The sequence below is a fragment of the Ferrovibrio sp. genome, assembly GCF_041906005.1.
GTDB lineage: Bacteria > Pseudomonadota > Alphaproteobacteria > Ferrovibrionales > Ferrovibrionaceae > Ferrovibrio.
Map to the genome: position 1 here is coordinate 229,971 of NZ_JAYRJY010000002.1, position 22,462 is coordinate 252,432.

The window sequence follows — 22,462 nt, forward strand, 5'->3', positions numbered from 1 at the left end:
AGCATTGAATTTACTGGAAACTGTGATTTTCCATAATCAGAAACTGGAATTTCGTTATTAAGAACAATATAGCAACATATTGGGCGGAGGACAAGCTCAACGAAACGAGAGCATTCAGGCTGGGAGAAATGGCGTGCCCTGGTGGATTCGAACCACCGACCTGCCGCTTAGAAGGCGGCTGCTCTATCCAACTGAGCTAAGGGCACGCATGAGACATCGTTTGATAAGAAAATATGGTCGATTCGGCAAGCTAACGGCTCACCCCCTTGAGGCCAATCTGATCATTTGATTGTAATGGCCTTCATCATACCTTCTAATTAACAGCATTAAGGCAGACGCAGACTCTTTCGTCTCTTCGATGGTTAAAGAAGAGTGCTCTAAAAAGTCGTTAAGGTTGTCACCATGCGATTCAAGTTGCACAAGCCTTTCCAAGGCCCGCATTCGGGAAACATCCAAGCCTAGATCACTTGGAATTTGAGATATCTTTTGGCCAAGCCCGCCGCTGCCTGGCATCTTGAATGCCAAAAAAAGCTCCAAAATTTTTCTCATCACATTGGGCATAACCAAGAAATATGGGCTGTTCACGGCCGCTTCACAAAATGACCACAGCAACCAAAAAAGATAATGGTACTCAGAGTCATATTCTCTGAGTAGATGAGGCATCTCGATTATCCTTGCTTCACGATTTTCCACATCTCTCTGTGTAACATCCAAAAAAAACAGCGAAGCAGTCGCGATCTTTGGTTTATTCGTTTTTTCCAATTTACGATAATCTGCCCCGTGTTCGGTTTTGCCAATCATCCACTTCTTTGCAGCCAACATGAACTGGAGATTGTGCGTAAGCATGATCAGTTGCGCGGCTCCACTCAAAGCACCGGACAGCAAACTAAACGCATAATTTAAGGCTTTCGTATCGAGGCTCGATATGGGGTCATCCACGACAACAATCAGATCACTCAGTACTTTCCCCTGCTCTTTAATTTTAGAAATAAAGTAGCATAAAGATAAGGCCGTCTTTTCACCTTCACTTAATGAGCCACCGCGGATCTGGATATTATTTCGATCAATACGAAAGCCGTCGTCAGTAGTGGAGATCGTTATATCTTTTCGCCCGAGATATGCGTGCAGCAGATCATTAATTGCCTCCGCCGCAGGCCCGTGCTGCTGAACTTTTAGAGCCAAGACCCTAATCTCTTCATCTGCATTGCGAACGACCAGAAGATGCCGATCTAACATATCTTCAGTATCTTTTACGGCCGCTTTCAACGTACTAAATCGGGATTGAGATTGGGCCAAGAAATGCTCTCTTATTTTTTGATGCGCGAGAGTCTTTCTATTATTAAACTTATCAAAAACCGAATTATGTAATTCTAACAATTTTTCTACTTTTTCTCTGCACTCTTCCGCTGCCTTAGCAGTTAAAACGATTTGGCTTCGGTCCAAAATGCTTGAAAGATCTATAGAGACATTAATGTCTCGAATCTTCTTTTTTACCTCAGCCGTTAAACTGGATAAGGCAAGCGAAATATCTTTAACCAACGCACGCAATTCAGAATATAGGCGGCTATACTCGGCGCGACACTCATCGACAACTAGAAGCTCACTGCTGGGTATGTCAGCCAAAAGCCCGCTTAGAGCTTCCTGGCTCCCCTCAAGTAAAGCAGACGACTTTTGAACATCAGACTTAAACTGGTCGTACCTATCATCAATGCTGGATTTTAGCGTAACAAGCCGGGCTGCCTGAATTTTATTGCCGCAAAAAAGGCAGGATGAAAGGTCATGGCGCTCGTGGTAGTCCAAACCCTCTTTTATCCAATGTAACATCTCTCCATGCTTTTCAATTTCCTCCAGAGCTATATGCCCAAGCGTCTTTTTTAAAAGCGTTCCAGCCTCATCAATAATTTCCAGCAGGTTTGATGGAAATTTATTCACACACGATATCTTTGGTAACGGCTCTTTCTCTAATATTTGCGATTGAAGGATGGGAAGTTCTAAGTCTTCATTCGCTAAAATTAAATCCGCATTGTATGACTTCTTCGCGTAATCACTTTCCAAATGAGTCGCGTTATATAAGCGCCCAAGATTGGCTGCCAACGATATTGTCTTCGCAGTATCTTTCTTGAATTCAGAAAAATCGCGTTGCGCTCGGTCTCGACCTTTCTCTAGAACAGTCGTTGTTGCATTTAATTGTGAAAACGCCGCACGTTTCTTATCTAGTTCTTTCGCTAGTTCTGCCTGCTCAGACCCAATATAATAAACCCCTTTAGCTTGTCCTTCTTTCCACTGAATACTTGAGTCAACAAAATCCACGTTAAAAACCAACAATCGGTCCTTAACGCGATCTAGAGAGTCGGAACTTTTGATGCTCGTTCCGTCGGACAATTCAAATTCAAAAGCGCTATCCGGCGGTAGTTCCCCATGAAGGGCGCCTGTTTGCAACGAGCTAAAAACTCTCGACAGTGTCGTCTTGCCAGAGCCGTTGAAACCATAGATTAGATTCAGTTGCCGAAATGGCGGCATGTCGGCTGCAGGAGTATAGGCTCTGAATATGCCCACTTTATTCAGAGCTTTGATTTTTGTGATCGTGAGTTTTTGCTCTGTCACGCTCGCCCCCACAATTTTTAAATTCTTAAGATCTCAGTTCGCCTGACACATAAAGGCTGGAAACAGACTGCCAATCGCCCTCATTTTAAGGTGCCATGTCCCATTTATGATGGTCATAGACTACACAAGCATGGGCAAAGGACTGGGCAGAGACTGATTTATTCTGCCAGAAAAATTCTTATGTTCTAATGAACTGGGCTAAAAACTAGAAGGCGGCTGCTCTATCCAACTGAGCTAAGGGCACTAAGGTCCACAAACGTTAATGGCCGGCGGAGCCGGCCATCATGGGCGCCCCGCCGGATAAAGCTTTAGCGAAGTCTGGTATACGCGAAGTTATCGGCGTAGGCGCGGTTGGCCAGCCTGCGCTCGTGCGGCAGCTCGACCTCGTAATCGATGCCGCGCTTGTCGGCATAGGCCTTGGCTTCGTCCAGCGTGTCGAATTTCAGGGTGAGCTGGCTGAGCGTGCCCTGTGATCCGGTCCAGCCCATCAGCGGCTCGACGAAACGGGCATCGGCGGTGTCGTATTCCAGCACCCACTGCCTGGTCTTCGCCCTGCCCGACTGCATCGCGGTCTTGGCCGGCTGATAGATACGCGCCTTGGTCATGGGACAACCTCTGGAAACGGTCTGATCCTGGTCTGGCCGTCATTATGGTCGGGGTGACTGGATTCGAACCAGCGACTTCCTGCTCCCAAAGCAGGCGCTCTACCAGACTGAGCTACACCCCGCCCTAAATGGCGGAAAAGCGAGGGCCTTTTAGCACAGACACCCGGGTCCGGGCCAGCCCTCCGGCCGGTCCGCACAGACTATGCCGGCAGACTATGCCAGGGGCGGAAAAGCCCGGTTAACGGCCCGGCGCTACTTTTTCGGCGGATTGCCGAAAATGGCATGCTGCACCTTGTCGCCGGCCTTGATGCCCAGCCGGCTGGCCGTGCCGCCGTTGACCTCCAGCACCGCCCGCACCGGCCCGGCCGAATTGATGCCGGTCTCGTCGCGCGGGATGGCGCGCTGGTGGATGTTGAGGATCGTGCCGTCGGCCCTGATGAAGATCATGTCCAGCGGGATCAGGGTATTGCGCATCCAGAAGGAGGCCATCTGCTCCTGCTTGAAATCGAACAGCATGCCGGCATCGGGCGCCATGGACTGGCGGAACATCATGCCGCGCGCCCGGCTCTGGTCGTTGTCGGCCAGCTCGACGGTAAAGCGCTGCAGCCCCTTGCCGCTGGTCACGATCACCAGCTCGCTCTGCGGCAGGGTCGGCTGCGGCTGGGCCCGGGCGGACAGCGTGAAGGATGCGCTGAACAGAATCACGGACAGCAGAACGGCAAACAGACTCCTGAGTTTCACGCCCTCATCCTTTCCTTCACCCGCCGCACCAGATCGCGGGTTTCCTGCCGCACGGCACCGTAACGCGGCGCGTCCTGCAGCGTGGTGAACCAGTGTTCCGGCGGGTTGCGCCCGGCCGTGCGGTTCCAGCTTAAACTCCGCAGCAGGCTTTCCGCCGGCGCCGGCAGCCTTTCGGGTTTTTCCAGGTCGTTGAGTTCGGCCCAGATTCCGGTCCAGCAGCGCGCCACCGACCACGGATTATAACCGCCGCCGCCCAGCACCAACAGGCGCGGCGCGATGCCTTTCAGCGCGGCCACCGCCTGCCACAGCGCGCCGTTCGACAACTCCTGCTTGGCCAGCGGATCGTCGGCCAGCGCATCGGCGCCGCACTGGATCACCATCGCCTCGGGTTTGAAGCCTTCCAGCAGCGGACCGATGGCCTCATTGACCAGGGCGGCCATCTCGTCGTCGATCATGCCCGGCGGAACCGGCAGGTTGAACAGGTTGCCGGCGCCCTCTTCCTCCAGCCGGCCGGAATGCGGCCAGCGCCCGGCCTCGTGCACCGACAGGACCAGCACGCGCGGATCGTGGGCGAAGGCCTCGGCCACGCCGTCGCCGTGATGCACATCCAGGTCGACATAGGCCACGCGCGACAGGCCGGCATCGAGGAAAGTCAGGATCGCCAGCACCGGATCGTTGAAATAGCAGAAACCAGAGGCCTGGGCCGGACGGCCGTGATGGGTGCCGCCGCCGGGGCTGTAGATGATGCCGGGTTGCTCAATCAGGTGCCGCGCGGCGATCAGGCTGCCGCCCACGCCGGTGGCCGGGCGGCGGAACATGGTCGCGTAGACCGGGTTGCCGCCACGGCCGAGATTGTAGCGCTCGGAATCCTCGGCGCTGATGCTCAGGTCGCGTTCGGCCGCCTGCACGGCGGCGATGTAGTCCGGGCGATGGAAACGCGCCAGTTCCTCGGGCGTGGCCGGGCGGCTGTCGCGGTATTGCTGCGGCGCCAGCCAGCCCAGGGCCTGCACCAGATCGAGCACGGTGGAGACGCGCGGAATCGAGAGCGGATGTTTCCCGCCCAGGGTGGAATGGCGGTAGATGTCGTTGGCGATCAGCAGCGGGGCCGGCATATGCCCTGAATCTAGCTGGTGCGCGGGACTTAACAAGCCGGCCGCCCGCCCTATAATGACGCCTTGCCTCTGAGGGGGAGCCGATGGGCGGCTGAGAGGTCCGGGTTGTCCGGACGACCCCTCGAACCTGATCCGGTTAAGACCGGCGTAGGGATCAGCGGCGTGACCTTGCCACTCTCCTCCTCGTCTGCGAGTCCGCCTCCAGCCCTCCACCTGAAGGGCGGCGGCTTTGCCTATGATGACCGTGTCGTGCTGGCGCCATTCGCACTCGATCTGCGCGCGGGCGAGACCGTCGCCATTCTCGGCCCCAGCGGCGGCGGCAAAAGCACGCTGCTGAAACAGGTGGCCGGCCTGCTGCCCGGCCTTGAGACACCCGTTGCCGGCAGCGTGGCCTGGATGGCGCAGCAGGATCTGCTGCTGCCCTGGGCCACGATCCGCGAGAACGTGCTGCTGGGCGCGCGGCTGCGTGGCGAGCTGCCCGATATCGCCAGGGCCGAGACGCTGCTGCGCCGGCTGGGTCTGCATGCCTGGATGGATGCCTATCCGGCCGCGCTCTCTGGCGGTATGCGCCAGCGCGCCGCGCTCGCCCGTACGTTGATGGAAAACCGGCCGCTGGTGCTGATGGACGAACCCTTCTCGGCGCTGGACGCGATCACGCGGGCATCGATGCAGGACCTGGCCTGCGAGATGCTGCGGGATCGCATGGTGCTGCTGGTGACACACGATCCGGCCGAAGCCTGCCGCATCGCCGACCGCGTGCTGCTGCTGGCCGGGCATCCGGCCCGGCTGTTGCCGGTGACGGACTTCACCATTCCAGCCCCGCGCGATCCGCTGTCGCCCGCCGTGCTGCCGGCCCTGCGCGCAGTCCATGCCGCCTTGCAGGAGCCGCTGCCATGATGCGCCCGCTGGTCACGCTGCTTGGCCTTGTGCTGCTGTGGCAACTGATCGTCACGCTGTTTGCCCTGCCGCCTTACATCCTGCCGCCGCCTTACGCCGTGGCACTGGCTTTCATCCAGCGCGGCGACGTGCTGCTGACCGAGGCCGCTGTCACGCTGGCCGAGATGCTGCTGGGCCTGCTGTTCGGCGCATTGCTGGGCGCGATGGCGGCACTGGGTCTGCTGGCCTCGAACACGGCACGGCGCTGGCTGCTGCCGGTGATCGTGGCCAGCCAGGCCATTCCGGTTTTCGCCCTCGCGCCCTTGCTGGTGCTGTGGTTCGGCTATGGCATGGCGTCGAAGATCGTGATGGCGATGCTGATCATCTTCTTTCCCGTGGCGGCGACGCTTTACGATGGCCTGCGCCGCACCGAGACGGGCTGGCTCGATCTGGCGCAGGTGATGACCGCGAATGATCCGCGTCATCGCCATCGCGTGCTGCTGCGCATCCGCCTGATGGCCGCCCTGCCCGCCTTCGCCAGCGGCCTGAAGATCGCCGCCGCGGTGGCGCCCATCGGCGCGGTGATCGGCGAATGGGTCGGCGCCAGCGCCGGACTTGGCTTTTTGATGCTGCAGGCCAATGCGCGCGTGCAGACCGACCTGATGTTCGCCGCCCTGATCACGCTGGCGCTCTGCGCCGTCGCGCTCTACGCGGCCGTGGATTTTCTCTCGCGCCGCCTGCTGCCCTGGCAGGCGGACAGCCATGTATCCAAGTGAAGGAGTTCGTGATGACGTTTCGCAAGATCGCTCTCGCCGCTGCGCTGCTGCTGATGCTGCCGGGCGCCGCATTCGCCCATGACAGGCTGACCGTGATGCTGGACTGGTTCGTCAATCCCGATCATGCGCCGCTGATCGTGGCCAAGCAGATGGGCATCTTCGATCGCCACGAATTGCAGGTCGAGCTGATCGCGCCGGCCGATCCGAACGATCCGCCCAAGCTGGTGGCGGCCGGCAAGGCCGATGTGGCAATTTCCTACCAGCCGCAGCTTCATGTGCAGGTGGCGCAGGGCCTGCCGCTGCGCCGCATCGGCACGCTGGTCGCCACGCCGCTCAATTCGCTGGTGGTGCTGCGCGACGGGCCGGTGAAATCGGTGGCCGACCTGAAAGGCAGGACCATCGGCTATTCGGTCGGCGGCTTCGAGGATGCGCTGCTCAAGACCATGCTGGGGCAATACGGCCTGACGCTGAAGGACGTGACGCTGGTGAACGTGAATTTCGCGCTGTCGCCCTCGATCTTCGCCGGCAAGGTGGACGGCACCATCGGCGCCTTCCGCAATTTCGAGCTGAACCAGATGGACATCGCCGGCAAGCCCGGCCGCGCCTTCTACCCGGAAGACTACGGCGTGCCGCTGTATGACGAGCTGATCCTGGTGGCACACAAGGACAAGCTGGGCGACCCGCGTCTGTCGCGTCTGCTGGATGCCCTGGAAGAATCCGTCGCCGCCCTGCATAACCAACCGCAGCAAAGCTGGCAGGCCTTCATCAAGGAGAACAAGACGCTGGATGACGAACTGAACCGCCGCGCCTGGGCCGCCACCCTGCCACGCTTTGCCCAGTCGCCGCGTGCGCTGGACAGCCGGCGGTATGCCCGCTTCGCCGATTACCTGACCAAGCAGAGCCTGATCCCGAAGGCGCTGCCGGTGGGCGATTACGCCGTGGAACTGCGCTGACGGCGGATCAGTTACACCGCCTACGGATCATGAACAGCTTGAATTAACGCACGGAAAGGCGATTTATAAACACGTCGAGGTCGTATGGCGTGGAGGTTTATCCAATGCAACGACCCAATTATGCCAAGCTTCATCAGCGTTTTTCCTGGCTGAGGGATTATCTGGCGCAAGCGGCTCCGCCGGGCCGTCTGCCCGGCCGGCAGGATATCGACCCGACGAAACTGAAAGCGCTGCTGCCCTTCATCAATCTTGTCGATGTGGAACGTCATGGCGAAGGCCTGCGGTTCCGCTTTCGCCTGACCGGCACGCTGCAAACCGAAGTGGCCGGCCGCGAGATCAGCGGCCGCTATGTCGAGGATGCGGTGCTGCCGCAATATGTGGAGCGTATCCGCAACAACATGCGTAAATGCGTCACCACCGGCAAACCGGTCTACGACCGTTTTCCGATGCCGCATCCCGAGCGGGATTTCATCGATACCGAGCGGGTGTATTTTCCGCTGGCGCGCGATGGCGAAACCGTCGACATGCTGCTCATCCTGAATGACTACCCGCAAGAGGAAGACGATAGGCGGGAAGCCTCACCGGAGCGGCGGGAAAACAGGCCCGCCCCGGGCCAGGAATCAAACGCGGGCCAGGAATCAAAAACGCCGGCACAGTGACCTGCGCCGGCGTTTTGAAGGATCGCGTAAAATCCCGACGTGTCGTTGCGCGTATCTCAGTCCTTGCGGATCTCGGCGACCTGCGGGCCTTTGGGGCCCTGGCCGATGCGCACGCGCACGGAATCGCCCGGCTGCAATTCGTTGATGCCCTCGCGGCGCAGCACTTCCATATGGACGAAGATGTCCTGCTGGCCGTCGCCGCGCGACACGAAGCCATAGCCCTTCACGGCATTGAACCACTTGACCTTGGCTTCGAAGAAATCGCCCTGGGCCACAACCGACGGGAAGCGCGGTGCACGGTCTCCCCCGAAACCGCCTCCGCCAAACCCGCCGCGGTCGCCGCCGAAACGGTCGCCACCACCAAAACCGCCCCGGTCGCCGCCGAAACGGTCATTGCCGCCGAAACGCGGCTGACGCGGCGGACGCGGGCCGCGATCACCGAAGCCGCCGCCCATGCCGCCACCGCCCGGGCCACGCGATGGCGAGGCCGTGCTGGTATCGACATTGAGGACGCGGATCGCCTGCATGCCTTTCGGCCTGCGGGCAACCTCGAGCGTCACGGTCGCGCCTTCTTCGATGCTTTCGTATCCGGCCTGACGCAGGCAGGACAGGTGCAGGAACACGTCACCGGAATTGTCGTCTGGACTGACGAAACCAAACCCTTTGACGGCGTTGAACCACTTAACTTTGCCAGAAATCTTGATGATTTCCGCGTCGCCGAAGCCCCCTTGATCCACTCTTTTAATCCTTCAATAGCCGCACTACGCCCCTCAGCCTAACACCATTTTTGGGGACTGCCAAAACGATTCTAACAAGGCGTGCGGTGGGTTAGCCCCGACTTTGGACTCAGATGGTAGGTCCTTCGACCCGGCGTTTCGGACGCCAGCGGGTGACCGAGCGGCCATCGGCAGTGAAGCGGACTTCCTGGCTATCCGGCGGCGCCGCGCGCAGATGGCCGGCGGCTTCCTGCACCGATGCGGTGCGCGCAGGCACCGAAGCCGGGGCCGCTGCCGGAACCGATCCCTGGGGCGAAGACTGTGTCGGTGTCTTGGCCGGCTGGCCCTGCATGGCACGGGTCAGGGCATGAGTGGCACCGCGACCGCCGGAATGTTGTGCGATTTTCGCCCGCACCGCTTCCTCGAAGGGCGGCAGCTCGACCTTGGAGCGCGTGGTCGGGGCGGCATGACCCGCCTTGCCCGTGCTCTTGGCCGGATGGCTGCGGTGGGTCTCGACATGGACCTCGCTGCCCGGACCGTTCTCCTGCGCCCGACGCCAGGCCGGATCGCCGACGACCAGTTTATGCAGGGCGATGGCCGGCAGCGCCCCGAAGCGTTTCCAGAAACCGTCGAGGAAAGCTTCCGCCGTCTCGCTCAGGCTCGGCGACCAGGGATTCTCGATACCGGCCTGGAAGACAAGGTCGAGCGTGGGTTCGATCGGGCCGTCCTCGCCCACCAGGAAAGTGGCCGGCATCAGCTTGGCACCCTCGCGGGCGATGGCATAATGAGCCTGGGCGAGATAGAGCAGCCAGCGCAGCTTGGGCAGCGACATGGCAATACGTTCCGTGGCCGCGCGTTCAAGCAGCCAGAAACTGACATCGATACCGGATCGCGTTGCGGGGACCATGGTCGCCCCTATTCCCTCATCCAGACCTGAACCTAGTTATCGCAAACCTAGGCGGCTAAGCTTAACAGCTCGTGAATCGATTGCCCCACGAATCTGCCCGTAATTATGTAGCGTTTTCTGGAGATTTGCCATGGAACTGACCGGCGAACAGCTTATTCCCGCCCCCCGGGCCAAGGTCTGGGATGCCCTCTACGATCCCGACATCCTGCGCCAGTGCATTGCCGGCTGCGAAACCGTCACCAAGACCTCGGACACCGAATTCGAGGCCACCGTCCAGGTCAAGGTCGGCCCGGTAAAGGCAAAATTCAAGGGCAAGGTGACCCTAACCGATCTCGATCCGCCGAACAGTTGCACCATCCAGGGCGAGGCCCAGGGCGGCGTCGCCGCCGGCTTTGGCAAAGGCAATGCCAAGGTGCAACTGGCCGATGCCCAAATTGACGGTGCCCCGGGTGGCGCCACGAAACTGACCTACAGCGTGCAGGCCCAGGTGGGCGGCAAACTGGCCCAGATCGGCGCCCGCCTGATCGACGGCGTCGCCGCCAAGATGGCCGAGGACTTCTTCGCCAAGTTCAACCAGATCGTTGCCGCACCGCAAGAACAGGGCACGGCACCTGCCGCAGGGGCCGCCGAAGTGGAAGCGACGCCGCCTGCTGCAGCGCAACCTGCAGCACCGGTCACCGGCGGGATACCAAGCTGGCTGTGGATCGCCGGCCTGATCGTGATCGTATGCGCAGCAACGGTCCTCGTTCTGCGGGGCTGAGATATTTTCCACAGCCTTGAGCGGCTTCGCCGTTTTGCAACTTGACGCCCTTCGCGCGTTTCGCCCACTCTCTTGTCCGGGTAAAGCGCGCGCTATCTTCTGCTCCGCGCTTGATGGGAGGAAAGCATGACCATTTCCGTGACGATGACCGTCAACGGCCAGTCGGTGACGCGCGAGGTTGAACCGCGCACCCTGCTCGTTCAGTTCCTGCGTGACCATTTGAACATGACCGGCACGCATGTCGGCTGCGATACCAGCCAGTGCGGCGCCTGCGTCGTGCATGTGAACGGCAACAGCGTGAAATCCTGCACGATCCTGGCCGCGCAGGCCCAGGGCGCCAAGGTCACCACCATCGAGGGCCTGGCCAAGGACGGCAAGCTGCATCCGATGCAGGAAGCCTTCCGCGAACATCACGCCCTGCAATGCGGCTTCTGCACGCCGGGCATGATCATGAGCGCCATCGACCTGGTGCAGCGTAATCCCAACCCGAGCGAAGAAACCGTTCGCCACGAGCTGGAAGGCAATCTCTGCCGTTGCACCGGCTATCACAACATCGTCAAGGCCGTGATGGCCGGGGCACAGGCAATGCGGGGGTAAGCGTCATGACAAACCAGGGCATCGGTCAGTCCGTACGTCGTAAAGAAGATTTCCGCTTCATTACCGGTCAGGGGCATTACACCGACGATATCAATCGCCCTGGCCAGCTCTATGCCGCTTTCCTGCGCTCGCCACATGCCTTCGCCAAGATCCGCGCGATCCGCGCCGATGCGGCGAAGAAGATGCCGGGCGTGGTGGCCGTCTTCACCGGGCAGGACGTGGCGGCCGACAAGGTCGGCGGCCTGATCTGCGGCTGGACCGTCAAGGACAAGAAGGGCGAGCCGCACAAGGCGCCGAAACACGACATCATCGCCGTCGACCATGTGCGCCATGTGGGCGACCAGGTGGCGGTGGTGATCGCCGAAAGCCTGACCCAGGCCAAGGACGCCGTCGAAGCCATCGAGGTGGATTACGACGTGCTGACGCCGGTGGTGGATGTGGTGAGCGCGCTGAAGCCCGGTGCGCCGCAGGTGCATGCCGATGCACCCGGCAATCTCTGCTATGACTGGGATTTCGGCGACAAGGCCGCCACCGAGGCCGCTTTCGCCAAGGCCGCCCATGTCACCAAGATCGATCTGGTGAACAACCGCCTGTCGCCCAACCCGATGGAACCGCGCAGCGCCATCGCCGAATACGATCCGGGCGCCGACACCACCACGGTCTACACCACCTCGCAGAACCCGCATGTGCTGCGGCTGATCCTGTGCGCCTTCGTCTTCGGCCTGCCCGAGAGCAAGGTGCGCGTGATCGCGCCCGATGTGGGCGGCGGCTTCGGCTCGAAGATCTTCAACTATCCCGAAGAGACCGTCTGCTTCTGGGCGGCGCGCAAGCTGAAGAAGCCGGTGAAATGGACCTCGGACCGCACCGAGGCCTTCCTCACCGATGCCCATGGCCGCGACCATGTCACCCATGCCGAGCTTGCCATTGACAAGGATGGCAAGTTCCTGGCCCTGCGCGTGGACACCAAGGCGAATATGGGCGCGTATCTGTCCACCTTCGCGTCCGCCGTGCCGACCTATCTCTATGCCCTGCTGCTGGCCGGGCAATACACCACGCCGGCCGTCTATGCCGAGGTGAAGGCGGTGTTCACCAACACCACGCCGGTGGATGCCTATCGCGGCGCCGGCCGGCCGGAAGCGACCTATGTGGTCGAGCGCATCGTGGAAGCTGCGGCGCGCGAACTGAAGATGGACCCCGTCGAACTGCGCAAGAAGAATTTCGTGCCGGTCGATGCCTTCCCGTACCAGACGCCGGTCGCCTGCGTGTATGACAGCGGCCAGTATGCCAAGGCGCTGGATGAAGCCTGCAAGGCGGCCGACTATGCCGGTTTTGCCAAGCGCAAGGCGGAATCCGCCAGGAGGGGCAAGCTGCGCGGCATCGGTTTCTGCGCCTATATCGAAGCCTGCGGCATAGCGCCCTCCAGCGTGGTGGGCTCGCTTGGCGCCGGCGTCGGCCTGTGGGAGTCGGGCCAGATCCGCTTCAACGCCACCGGCACGGTGTTCGTCTATACCGGCTCGCACAGCCATGGCCAGGGCCATGAAACGACCTTCGCCCAGATCGTCTCCGACAAGCTGGGCGTGCCGCTCGAGAATATCGAGGTGGTGCATGGTGACACGGCCCAGGTGCCGATGGGCATGGGCACCTACGGCTCGCGGTCGCTGGCCGTGGGCGGCTCGGCGCTGATGCGTGCCGCCGACAAGATCATCGAGAAAGGCAAGAAGATCGCCGCCCATCTGATGGAAGCCTCGGTGGACGACGTGGTGTTCGACAAGGGCACCTTCTCGGTGAAGGGCACCGACAAACAGGTGCCGATGGCGCAGGTGGCCTTCACGGCTTACGTGCCGCACAACTACCCGGCCGACCTGGAGCCGGGCCTGGAAGCCAGTGCCTTCTACGATCCGGCCAACTTCACCTTCCCCGCCGGCGTGCATATCGCCGAGGTGGAGATCGACAGCGACACCGGCGTCACCACCGTGGCGAACTGGGTGGCGGTGGACGATTTCGGCAAGGTGATCAATCCGATGATCGTCGAGGGCCAGGTGCATGGCGGCATCGCCCAGGGCATCGGCCAGGCATTGCTGGAAGGCGTGGTCTACGATCCCGAAAGCGGCCAGCTGCTGACTGCGTCGTTCCTGGATTACTGCATGCCGCGCGCCGACAATCTGCCGAGCTACAAGGTCGGCATGATCGAGACGCCCTGCCCGCATAATCCGCTGGGCGTGAAGGGCTGCGGCGAAGCCGGCGCAATTGCCGCGCCGGCCGCGCTGATGAATGCCATTACCGATGCGCTCGGCACCGAGGATATCACCATGCCGGCGACGCCGCTGAAGGTCTGGAAGGTGATCCAGAGCCGTCACCTGGCCGCCGCCGCCGAATAGAGTTCAGAGGAGAAGCCCCATGTATGCGTTCAATTACCATCGTCCGGCCTCGCTGGCGGATGCCGCCAAGCTGCTCGGCAGCGCGACCGACGGCAAGTTCCTGGCCGGCGGCCAGACCCTGCTGCCGACCCTGAAGCAGCGCCTGGCCTCGCCATCCGACCTCGTCGACCTCAACGGCATCGCCGAGCTGAACGGCATCACCGTGTCGGGCGGCAGCGTCACCATCGGCGCCACTACGCGCCATGCTGCCGTCGCCGCCTCGGCCGAGGTGAAGAAGGCGATCCCCGCGCTGGCAAAACTGGCCGGCGGCATCGGCGACCCGCAGGTGCGCAACATGGGCACCATCGGGGGTTCGCTGGCCAACAACGACCCGGCGGCGGATTATCCCGGCGCCGTGCTGGGTCTGGGTGCCACGATCCACACCTCCAAGCGCAAGATCGCCGCTGACGATTTCTTCACCGGCATGTTCGAGACCGCGCTGGAGGAAGGCGAGATCATCACCAAGGTGGAATTCCCCATCCCGAAGCGCGCCGGTTATGTGAAGTTCCCCAACCCGGCCTCGCGCTACGTGATGGTGGGCGCCTTCGTGGCCGAGACGGCGAACGGCGTGCGCGTTGCCATCAACGGTGCCGGCCCCTGCGTGTTCCGCCACAAGGAGATGGAAGCCGCGCTTTCGAAATCCTTCTCGGCCGATGCGCTGAAGGGCATCAAGACCGATCCAGGCAGCATGAACAACGACATCCATGCCAGCTCGGAATATCGCGCTCATCTGGTGGGCGTGATCGCCAAACGCGCCGTGCAGGCCGCGCTGGGCTGAACCACACCTATACTACGAAGACGCGAACGCCGGGCTTGTAGCCCGGCGTTCTGCATTTCTAGCCCGCTTTTCCCGGCAGCGTCTTCAGATAAGCCAGCAGGGCCGCGATTTCGGCATCCGACATTTCCTGCAGGGAGTCGAAGGGCATCACCTTGATGGCGCTGCCATCGGGCCGCTTGCCGCTGCGCAGCATGGCCGCGAAGGATTCCGGCGTCGTATAACGCGCCATCACAGGACCGGGGCGCAGGTCGGCAGCGGCCGGCCAGTCCGGCGGCGTGCCCGGAATCTTGCCGCCGCGTAGGCCCTCGCCATGGCAGCCCTGACACATGTTCGCCACATAGGCGCCCTGCGCGATCACGTCATCGCCCGCCACCGGCTGTGCCGGCGGCAGGCTGTGATCAATCTTCTCGGCGGCGTCCTTCAGGATGCCGGCCGCATACACGAACCGCACCGGCAGCGGCAGGCGGATCTCGCGCCGGTCATCCGTCACCGGCGGCAGGGCGCGGACGTAAGCGATCAGCGCGCCCAGATCGGCATCGGTCATGCGGGTATAGTCTTCGCTGGGCATGATCAGCAGCGGCTGGCCGTTGCGGTTGAGGCCGTGGCGGATGGCACGCACCCAGTCGGCCGGCGCATAGGCCGCGGTCGGGCTGCCCTGCCCGAGCGTGATGTTCGGGCCTTTGACATGCAGGCCGTTGGGATCGTCAATGAAGACCTTGCCTGCACCGTCCCGGCCATGGCAGTCGGTGCAGCCGCGTGTCGCATACAGATAGCGGCCGCGTTCCAGCGCCACTGCATCTTCGGGCAGGCTGACCGGCCGGACATCGATGCTGACGATACGATGCAGCTTCCGCTCGCTGGCCAGCTGGGCATACAGCGCGGCGCCGCCGACCAGTACGGCCAGGCCTGCAGCCACGCCGATGCCGATTTTGACGATCTTTTTCATCTCGGGTCTTTTCTGTTTCGGGGTCAGGCGGCGCGGCGGCCGAATCGGTCGGCCAGCATGTCGATGGCACCGCGAAGTTTCAACCGCAGACTCGGCCGGTGGCCCCAGTCGCTGGTGGCTGTCTTGATCTCGGTCCTGTGTGTGGCGGGGTCGATGGCGCCGCTGCCGGCGCCGATCTCGAAATCGAATCCTGATGGCGTCGGTGCGTAGAAGGACACGGTGCCGTCGGGATCGGGATGCTGGCCCAGATCGAGGCTGGGCGCTATGCCTGCGGCCCGCGCGCGCTGCAGCGTCAGCCCGACATCGCGCAGGCGGTTGGCCTGCAGCATGAAATGCAGCAGCCGCTTGCGGCTCGGCACGGCGATCAGCGCCAGCGAATGGTGCCGGCGGTTGCAATGCAGGAAGGCGCCGTCGACCTTCATCGGCCCGATCCGGGTGTCGATGCGTTCGGTCAGCGCCAGTCCCAGCGCCTGCATGTAAAAGCGCTCCGCCGCCTCGGCCTGCCGTCCGACGGCCAGCACGGCATGGCCCAGGCCGAATTCTCCCGTGCAGAAGCCATCCGGCATCAGCTTGGAATGGAACGGCGCGGCGGCCTGTGGCAGGCCCACCACGGCCTCGTTGACCAGCCCGAGCGGATCGCGGAAACGCAGGCCGGCCTGTACATGCCGCGCGGCCAGGTCGGCTGCGCTGAAAGCCTCGACCGCCACGCCTGCCGCCACCAGCCGGGCCTGCAGGGCATGCAGTCCGGCCGCGCCGGCCAGCACCCAGCCCAGCACGGCAATGTCGTCGGTTTTTCCCGGCCGCAGCAGGATGCGCCATGCCGCCTCGTCGATCCGCAGGCCCAGCGCCTCGCCACCGTCATCCTCGGCCGGCTGACAGCCCAGGATGCGGATGGCGAAATCGCGCCAGGCCTCGGGCTGGCGCACCTCGAACACCAGATACCCCAGGCTCATGCCCGGGCGGCCTGTCTGCTGGATTTCCAGCTGCATGGTCTTTCCCTCCCGCTAACCGATAGTTAAACTATTTATGAGAACACTCTCAATATTGAGATTGTCCTCATTTATGAGAAGGCCCTCATTTTGTCAACGCCAAAGTCAACCCCCAGCAAACGCGACCGCACCCGCCGTCAACTGCTTGATGCGGCAGTGAAAGTTTTTGCCGCCCATGGCGTCGAGGCCGGCACGATCCAGGAAATCACCGCAGTGGCCGGCGTCGCCAACGGCACCTTCTACAACTACTTCCAGACCAAGGAAGAAATCATGGAAGCCGCCGCCGTCGCGGTCGGGGTGGATTACTGCAAGCGGATCGCCGCCAGCTATGCGCATATCCCGGACGGCGCCGAGCGCATGTCGATCGGTGGCCGGCGTTATATGGTGATGGCGCTGGAACAGCCCGAGCTGGCGCGTTTCATGATATCGGTGGCGGGCTTTTCACCGGTCTGGGCGGTGCAGGTCGAACCTTTCATCCGGGCCGACCTGACGCTTGGCATCAAACAGAAGCGCTTCCATATCGCCAGCGTACCGGCCGCCATGGACATGATCACCGGCACCAACTACGCCGCGATCAACAGTCTGCTCGCGGGCAAAGCCGGCAAGAGCCATGTCGCGGCCGTTTCCGCCAGCATCCTGCGCGGCCTGGGCATGGCACCGAAGGACGCCGACGAGATCGCCCGGCGACCGCTGCCGCCTATGGCTGGAGAATAATCGGCTGGCCGTGCGGGGTGGCTTTCGCCGCGCGATCCCAGGCCTCGGCACGTTCATGCAGCGCGACATCCGAGGTTGCGCCCTTGGCCACGACGAGTTTTTCCAGCGCATTCAGCCAGTGCCGGTAATAGGTCTCGCCGGTATCGGGATCGCCGGCGGCCTGCGCGCGCCTGATCTCGGCGCTCAGGGTCTCGGCCCATTCCGGCCAGGTGAACAGGCCCTTCTGGTGCAACGCCACGGCCATGGCGAAAGCCTGCGCCTCCCACGGCGCGCGGAAGACCGGCGCGGCGCTATCGTCGCAGGGCAGATCGGGCAGCAGCGACTTCAGCTCGCTCATGCCGGCTCCAGGTAGCTGTCCCAGGCATCGACCGAGACCGACAGCGTGGGATCGCCCCCCTCGCCCCACAGCTCACGGCCCTCAAAGCGCACGGTATAGAGCCATTGCGGCATCTCGCCCCTGCCCTGCGCGCTGGCATCGGGGAAGACATGCATGCCATGCAGCAATTCGACGGTGCCGACATGACCGCGCACATATCGTGGCAACCGCGTATGGCCGGCAGGATGCATGTTCTTCGCCCGCACGCGGTCGCCGACTTTGAACCGCGCCGGCTGGGTTGTCTCGCGTTCGGTCGGGCCGCCTTTCGCCAGCACGGCCGGCACGACCTCGGCCTTCAGGATGCGCGGCAGCTGCTTCGGCGGCGCCAGCACGCGGCCGGCCTCGATCTCCTCGCCGCTGACCAGCCCGCGTTCGGCCATCAGCTTCTCCAGACCGGCCAACCAGATCTCGTAATAGCTCTTGGCGAGGTATTGCGGCGGCGGCAGGCTTTCGCGCGCCGAGCGCGACTGGTCGATGTTCCACTGCCCCGTGGCGCCCATCGCCAGCGTCATGGCCAGCACGCGCTTCTCCCATTCGGCATGGAAGCGGATGTGTTCGGGTTCGGGCTTTACTGGACCGAAGCCCATCATGCCGCCCATGTCTGCCGCGCCATTCATGGCGCATATCCTCTTCTTGGGCCGTTCATGCCGGCACCTCCGCCGGATCGCGGGCCAGCCCGGTGCCGATCATGCTGTCGCGCGTCACCAGTTTCGCCAGCCGCTCCTCGCTCCAGCCCTCGGTGCCGGCCGGACGTTCGGGGATGACGAGATAGCGCACCTCGGCCGTGGAATCCCACAGCTTGATCTGCTTGCCGGCCGGAAGGGTGACGCCGAAATCCTTCAGCACGTCGCGCGGATCGATCACCGCGCGCGAACGGTAGGCCGCCGACTTGTACCAGACCGGCGGCAGGCCCAGCACCGGCCACGGATAGCAGGAGCACAAAGTACAGACGACCATGTTGTGGGTGTCGGGCGTGTTCTCCACCGCCACCATATGCTCGCCCTGGCGGCCGCTATATCCCAGCGACACGATGGCCGCCGTGGCATCCCTGCGCAGCCAGTCGCGATAGGCCGGATCGCTCCAGGCTTTCGCCACCACATGGGCGCCGTTATGCGGCCCGACCTTGGTTTCGTAGGTTTCGATCAGCACATCCAGCGCAGCGGGATCGACATAACCCTTTTCGACCAGGATGCTTTCCAGCGCGCGCACGCGCAGTTCCACATCGCTCAGTTCGCTGCCGTGATGGTGCTCATGACCGTGATGATCATGATGGTCGTGATGATGGTGGTCGTGATCGTGCTGGCTCATGGCCCGAGCTTAGCAAGCCGGCGCCGGCAAAGCCAACACCGCGCGCAGGCCCCGCGGGGTCTGCTCCGGCATATGGTCTTCCAGCCGCAGGGAGCCACCATGCAGCTTCGCAATTGCAGCAACGAGGCTGAGGCCCAGCCCGACGCCCTCGGCGGCCGAGCGGCTGCTGTCGCCGCGATAGAATCGGTCGGTGGCACGGCCCCGTTCTTCTTCCGTCAGGCCAGGTCCGGTATCGGTAACGGTAATGGCAACGCCATTCGCGCCGTCCCGCACCAGGCCAAGCCGGATGTTGCCTCCCGACGGCGTGTATTTGATGGCATTGTCGAGCAGGTTGCCCACAGCCTGGGCCAGCAGCGAGGGATCGCCGTCGGCGGTCAGACCCGGCGCGGTTTCCAGCGTGAAGCTGAGCCCCCGCGCCTCCGCCGCCGGGCCGTAAAGTTCGGCCGTGTCGGCCACCAGGGCGGCGAGATCGACTGTCTTGAAACCGGCGCGGCGCAGGCCGCTGTCGATCTCGGCCAGCCGCAGCAGGGCGTTGAATATGCCGATCAGCCGGTCGATGCCGCCAATGGCGGCGGCGACCTCGTCCAATGTTGCTTCCGGCCCTTCGGCGCGGCGCAGCAGGCTTTCCAGCCGCGCCCGCACCTCGGCCAGCGGCGTGCGCAGGTCATGGGCGATCGCGTTCGATACATTGCGCACGCCTTCGATCAGCTGCTGGATCTGGTCCAGCATGCGGTTGATCGTTTGCACAAGCTGGTCGAACTCGTCGTTCCCCGGACCGGCCGGGACGCGGCGGGCCAGATCGCCCTGCACGATGGCGGTGGCGGTGCGATTGATGTTTTCGATGCGGCTTTGCACGCCACGGCGCAGCAGCCAGCCGCCGAGCAGCGCGAAGCCCACGACGACGGCGCCGATCCAGATCAGGCTGCGCAGGAACAGGTTGCGGATCGCCACCCGCTCCTGCACGTCGCGGCCGACCAGAAGCTGGTAATTGCCCGGCAGCACCACATGCAGGATGCGGGTGGCATGCAGCTTGCCGCGATAGACCAGCTCCACCTCGTACCAGCCCGGCGCTGGCCCGACCTTGAGCGGCCAGGCATCCACATTGCCGCCCAGCGGGCGCAGGCGCGGATCGGTGAGCAGGTAGATCGCCTTGCCATCGGCGGATTCCGCTTCGACACGCTCGTTCATTGTCTGGATCGCGCCGGCCAGGCCGAAATCGCTCAGACGGTCGCCGATCGCCCGCGTGTCGGCGGCAATCACCGCATCGGTTTCACGATCCAGATAACCAGTGGTGTTCCACCACAGCAGGCCGACCAGCAGCAGCGACGAGGCGATGAACAGGGCCGCATAGCCCAGCGCCAGCCGCAGCGAGGTCGAATGCAGCATGTCAGGCCTCGGCTGCCATCATGTAGCCTGCGCCGCGCACGGTTTTCAGCAACGGCTTTTCCGTGCCGGCATCGATCTTCTGGCGCAGGTTGCTGATATGCACGTCGATCACGTTGGTTTGCGGATCGAAATGGTATTCCCACACGTTTTCCAGCAACATGGTGCGCGTCACCACCTGGCCGGCATGGCGCATCAGGTATTCCAGCAGCTTGTATTCGCGCGGCTTCAGCATGATCGCCTTGCCGCCGCGCGTGGCCTGGCGTTTCAGCAGGTCGAGACTGAGATCGCCGACCGCCAGCATGGTCTGGGCCGGCACCGTGCGGCCCCGTCGCACCAGGGCCTGCAGCCGCGCCTCCAGCTCCCCGTAAGCAAAAGGCTTGGTCAGGTAGTCGTCGCCGCCGGCGCGCAGGCCGCGGATGCGTTCATCCACATCCGCCAGCGCGCTCAGGATCAGGATCGGCGTGGCATTGCCGGTGCGCCGCAGGGCGTCGATGATCCCCAATCCATCCACGCCGCCCGGCAGCATGCGGTCCATGATGATGGCGTCGTATTGCTCCGTGGTGGCCATGAACAACCCGTCACGGCCGTTATCGGCGTGGTCTACGGTATGGCCCGCTTCGCCCAGTCCCTTGCGGACGAACTGGGCGACCTGCGGATTGTCTTCAACGATCAGAAATTTCATCGTCTTCAGGCCAGTTGCAGGGCCAGATAATAGGTGGTGCCGTCGCGCCTGACCAGCAGGGTGACCGCCTCCTTGTGCTGCTTGCGGGCCGCCTGGATTTCCTGCGCCGCCTCGGCCGGATTCGCCACCGCATGGCCGGCCACGCCCAGGATCACGTCACCCGGCCGAACGCCGCTGTCTTCGGCCTTGCTGTCGGGCGCGACCTCGGTCACCACCGCGCCCTTGCCGTCATCGAGGCCCAGGCGGGCGCGCAGTTCGGGCGTCACCGGCGCCAGCGCCAGTCCGACGCGCTCTTCCTTGCCGGCCTCGTCCAGCGCGGCGCTCTGTTCGGCCGGCTGGCTGCCGACGGTGAGGCTTAGGCTGGTTTCGCGACCGTCGCGCCAGACCTGCAGCTTCGCCCTGTCGCCGGCCTTCAGACCGGCCACCTGCGTCGCCAGGTCGCGCGGATCGCGGATCGTGCCGCCATTCAGCGCAATCACCACATCACCCTGCTTCAACCCTGCCTTCGCGGCCGGGCCATCAGCCTGCACATCGTTCACCAGCACGCCGTTGCTGTCCTTGCGGCCAACCGCCTTGGCCAGCGCCTCGGTCATCGGCTGCATGGTGACGCCGAGCCAGCCGCGTTCCACCTTGCCGCTGGCCTTGAGCTGGGCGATCACGCTGCCGGCCAGGTTGGACGGCACGGCAAAGCCGATGCCGACATTGCCGCCATTGGGGGTGTAGATCGCCGTGGCGATGCCGATCACCCTGCCCGACTGATCAAACAGCGGACCGCCGGAATTGCCCGGATTGATCGGCGCGTCGATCTGCAGGAAGTTGTCGTAAGGGCCGTTATTCAGGTTGCGGCCGCGCGCCGAGACAATGCCGGCCGAAACACTGCCGCCCAGCCCAAACGGATTGCCCACGGCCACCACCCAGTCGCCGATACGGGCATGGTCGGAATCGCCGAAGGCCACGTAAGGCAGCGGCGTCTTGCTCTCGATCTTCAGCAGGGCCAGGTCGGTTTTTGCATCGCGACCCTTCACGACGGCGGGAAGCTCACGACCGTCCTCCAGGGTCACCACGATCTTGTCGGCGCCATCCACCACGTGGTTGTTGGTGACGACATAACCGGCAGGATCGATGATGAAGCCGGAACCCAGCGCATGCTGCGGTCCGCTTTTGCGCTGCTGCTGTTCGCTGAACTGGCGGAAGAATTCCTCAAACGGCGAGCCGGGCGGGAATGGCGATTGCGGCAAGCGCTGGGCCTGGCGGGTCGCCTTTTCGGTGGTGGCGATATTCACCACGGCGGGCTTCACCTTCTCGACCAGATCGGCGAAGGACGGTTTGGCGACAAGCTGCTCGACCGGCGTGGCGGGCAGAGCCGCGTCATTCGCGGCAAGGGCGCGGGCGGCAAGATATCCGCCACCGCCCGAGAGGATCGTGCTGGCCAGCAGAATGGCGACGACGCTGTGTTTGATGGAGAGGCGTTTGGCTTTCATGGGTCTGCTCCTGTGCAGGTGATGATCCATGTTGCCAAGGTAGGAAAGCCGGGTTTTCCGGCGCCTGAACGGCGGATTA

At 62.7% G+C, this 22,462-nt stretch carries 23 protein-coding genes, 2 tRNA genes and 1 riboswitch; of the genes, 9 read left to right on the top strand and 16 right to left on the bottom strand.

Features of this window, described 5'->3' with window-relative positions; all coding sequences use genetic code 11:
* Positions 1-129 precede the first annotated feature (129 nt).
* The 6 genes from ACE3OO_RS18270 to ACE3OO_RS18295 all read right to left on the bottom strand — a co-directional run bounded on the left by ACE3OO_RS18270 (position 130) and on the right by ACE3OO_RS18295 (position 5,062).
* A tRNA-Arg gene (locus ACE3OO_RS18270) sits at positions 130-206 on the bottom strand.
* A 52-nt stretch (positions 207-258) separates the two neighbouring features.
* A complete protein-coding gene (locus ACE3OO_RS18275) occupies positions 259-2,604 on the bottom strand; it encodes an AAA family ATPase (RefSeq protein ID WP_374305090.1) in 2,346 nt (781 codons plus the stop codon).
* Between the two features lie 308 nt (positions 2,605-2,912).
* The gene (locus tag ACE3OO_RS18280; protein ID WP_374305092.1) at positions 2,913-3,209 is read right to left on the bottom strand and encodes an ETC complex I subunit; all 297 of its coding nucleotides are present in this window, start codon (positions 3,207-3,209) and stop codon (positions 2,913-2,915) included.
* Between the two features lie 45 nt (positions 3,210-3,254).
* Positions 3,255-3,331, bottom strand: a tRNA-Pro gene (locus ACE3OO_RS18285).
* Between the two features lie 130 nt (positions 3,332-3,461).
* Entirely contained in the window at positions 3,462-3,950 is a 489-nt protein-coding gene (locus tag ACE3OO_RS18290) for a DUF192 domain-containing protein (RefSeq protein ID WP_374305094.1), read from the bottom strand.
* A complete protein-coding gene (locus ACE3OO_RS18295) occupies positions 3,947-5,062 on the bottom strand; it encodes an acetoin utilization protein AcuC (RefSeq protein WP_374305096.1) in 1,116 nt (371 codons plus the stop codon). Before ACE3OO_RS18295 ends, ACE3OO_RS18290 begins: the two co-directional genes overlap by 4 nt.
* Positions 5,063-5,125: 63 nt before the next feature.
* A riboswitch (TPP riboswitch) is annotated at positions 5,126-5,233 on the top strand.
* Here ACE3OO_RS18295 and ACE3OO_RS18300 point away from each other — a divergent pair.
* The 4 genes from ACE3OO_RS18300 to ACE3OO_RS18315 all read left to right on the top strand — a co-directional run bounded on the left by ACE3OO_RS18300 (position 5,225) and on the right by ACE3OO_RS18315 (position 8,326).
* Positions 5,225-5,959: an ABC transporter ATP-binding protein gene (locus tag ACE3OO_RS18300; RefSeq protein WP_374305098.1), complete on the top strand. Its 735-nt coding sequence runs from the start codon at positions 5,225-5,227 to the stop codon at positions 5,957-5,959. It overlaps the preceding riboswitch by 9 nt.
* On the top strand, positions 5,956-6,714 hold the full coding sequence (locus tag ACE3OO_RS18305) for an ABC transporter permease (protein WP_374305100.1): 759 nt from the start codon (positions 5,956-5,958) through the stop codon (positions 6,712-6,714). The genes ACE3OO_RS18300 and ACE3OO_RS18305 overlap by 4 nt, the downstream gene beginning before the upstream one ends.
* 11 nt (positions 6,715-6,725) lie before the next feature.
* Positions 6,726-7,667: an ABC transporter substrate-binding protein gene (locus ACE3OO_RS18310; protein WP_374305102.1), complete on the top strand. Its 942-nt coding sequence runs from the start codon at positions 6,726-6,728 to the stop codon at positions 7,665-7,667.
* Positions 7,668-7,771: 104 nt separating this feature from the next.
* Positions 7,772-8,326: a PAS domain-containing protein gene (locus ACE3OO_RS18315; protein ID WP_374305104.1), complete on the top strand. Its 555-nt coding sequence runs from the start codon at positions 7,772-7,774 to the stop codon at positions 8,324-8,326.
* Between the two features lie 56 nt (positions 8,327-8,382).
* Here the strand turns inward: ACE3OO_RS18315 and ACE3OO_RS18320 are convergent, their stop codons facing one another.
* Both ACE3OO_RS18320 and ACE3OO_RS18325 read right to left on the bottom strand, forming a co-directional pair.
* Positions 8,383-9,063: a cold-shock protein gene (locus ACE3OO_RS18320; RefSeq protein ID WP_374305106.1), complete on the bottom strand. Its 681-nt coding sequence runs from the start codon at positions 9,061-9,063 to the stop codon at positions 8,383-8,385.
* Positions 9,064-9,172: 109 nt separating this feature from the next.
* Positions 9,173-9,949: a hypothetical protein gene (locus ACE3OO_RS18325; protein WP_374305108.1), complete on the bottom strand. Its 777-nt coding sequence runs from the start codon at positions 9,947-9,949 to the stop codon at positions 9,173-9,175.
* Positions 9,950-10,079: 130 nt separating this feature from the next.
* Between ACE3OO_RS18325 and ACE3OO_RS18330 the strand changes: the two genes are divergently transcribed.
* From ACE3OO_RS18330 to ACE3OO_RS18345, 4 genes are all read left to right on the top strand, one after another.
* On the top strand, positions 10,080-10,709 hold the full coding sequence (locus ACE3OO_RS18330) for a carbon monoxide dehydrogenase subunit G (RefSeq protein ID WP_374305111.1): 630 nt from the start codon (positions 10,080-10,082) through the stop codon (positions 10,707-10,709).
* A gap of 126 nt (positions 10,710-10,835) precedes the next feature.
* Positions 10,836-11,306, top strand: a complete 471-nt coding sequence (locus tag ACE3OO_RS18335; protein ID WP_374305113.1) for a (2Fe-2S)-binding protein — start codon at positions 10,836-10,838, stop codon at positions 11,304-11,306.
* 5 nt (positions 11,307-11,311) lie between these two features.
* Entirely contained in the window at positions 11,312-13,684 is a 2,373-nt protein-coding gene (locus ACE3OO_RS18340) for a xanthine dehydrogenase family protein molybdopterin-binding subunit (RefSeq protein WP_374305115.1), read from the top strand.
* Between the two features lie 19 nt (positions 13,685-13,703).
* Positions 13,704-14,501 (top strand): xanthine dehydrogenase family protein subunit M, encoded by a 798-nt coding sequence (locus ACE3OO_RS18345; protein ID WP_374305117.1) that lies wholly within the window; start codon positions 13,704-13,706, stop codon positions 14,499-14,501.
* A 58-nt stretch (positions 14,502-14,559) separates the two neighbouring features.
* On the opposite strand, the gene ACE3OO_RS18350 is transcribed toward ACE3OO_RS18345, so the two are convergent.
* A complete protein-coding gene (locus ACE3OO_RS18350) occupies positions 14,560-15,447 on the bottom strand; it encodes a c-type cytochrome (protein WP_374305119.1) in 888 nt (295 codons plus the stop codon).
* Positions 15,448-15,470: 23 nt separating this feature from the next.
* Complete coding sequence (locus tag ACE3OO_RS18355; protein ID WP_374305121.1) at positions 15,471-16,436, bottom strand: VOC family protein; 966 nt, start codon at positions 16,434-16,436, stop codon at positions 15,471-15,473.
* Positions 16,437-16,526: 90 nt separating this feature from the next.
* Here ACE3OO_RS18355 and ACE3OO_RS18360 point away from each other — a divergent pair, with 90 nt between their 5' ends.
* The gene (locus tag ACE3OO_RS18360) at positions 16,527-17,150 is read left to right on the top strand and encodes a TetR/AcrR family transcriptional regulator (RefSeq protein WP_374305123.1); all 624 of its coding nucleotides are present in this window, start codon (positions 16,527-16,529) and stop codon (positions 17,148-17,150) included.
* Here ACE3OO_RS18360 and ACE3OO_RS18365 read toward each other — a convergent pair.
* From ACE3OO_RS18365 to ACE3OO_RS18390, 6 genes are read right to left on the bottom strand one after another with little or no spacing between them, the layout of a single operon-like run.
* The gene (locus ACE3OO_RS18365; protein WP_374305125.1) at positions 17,134-17,487 is read right to left on the bottom strand and encodes a nitrile hydratase accessory protein; all 354 of its coding nucleotides are present in this window, start codon (positions 17,485-17,487) and stop codon (positions 17,134-17,136) included. The genes ACE3OO_RS18360 and ACE3OO_RS18365 overlap by 17 nt on opposite strands.
* The gene (nthB, locus tag ACE3OO_RS18370) at positions 17,484-18,143 is read right to left on the bottom strand and encodes a nitrile hydratase subunit beta (protein ID WP_374305127.1); all 660 of its coding nucleotides are present in this window, start codon (positions 18,141-18,143) and stop codon (positions 17,484-17,486) included. The genes ACE3OO_RS18365 and nthB overlap by 4 nt, the downstream gene beginning before the upstream one ends.
* 25 nt (positions 18,144-18,168) lie before the next feature.
* Positions 18,169-18,834, bottom strand: coding sequence for a nitrile hydratase subunit alpha (gene nthA, locus ACE3OO_RS18375; RefSeq protein ID WP_374305129.1), 666 nt, complete (start codon positions 18,832-18,834; stop codon positions 18,169-18,171).
* A 9-nt stretch (positions 18,835-18,843) separates the two neighbouring features.
* Positions 18,844-20,220: a sensor histidine kinase gene (locus ACE3OO_RS18380; protein WP_374305132.1), complete on the bottom strand. Its 1,377-nt coding sequence runs from the start codon at positions 20,218-20,220 to the stop codon at positions 18,844-18,846.
* Position 20,221: 1 nt separating this feature from the next.
* Complete coding sequence (locus ACE3OO_RS18385) at positions 20,222-20,902, bottom strand: response regulator transcription factor (RefSeq protein ID WP_374305134.1); 681 nt, start codon at positions 20,900-20,902, stop codon at positions 20,222-20,224.
* Positions 20,903-20,907: 5 nt separating this feature from the next.
* Positions 20,908-22,383 carry a DegQ family serine endoprotease gene (locus tag ACE3OO_RS18390; RefSeq protein WP_374305136.1) on the bottom strand — a complete coding sequence of 492 codons (1,476 nt, stop codon included), beginning with the start codon at positions 22,381-22,383 and terminating at the stop codon, positions 20,908-20,910.
* Positions 22,384-22,462 lie beyond the last annotated feature (79 nt).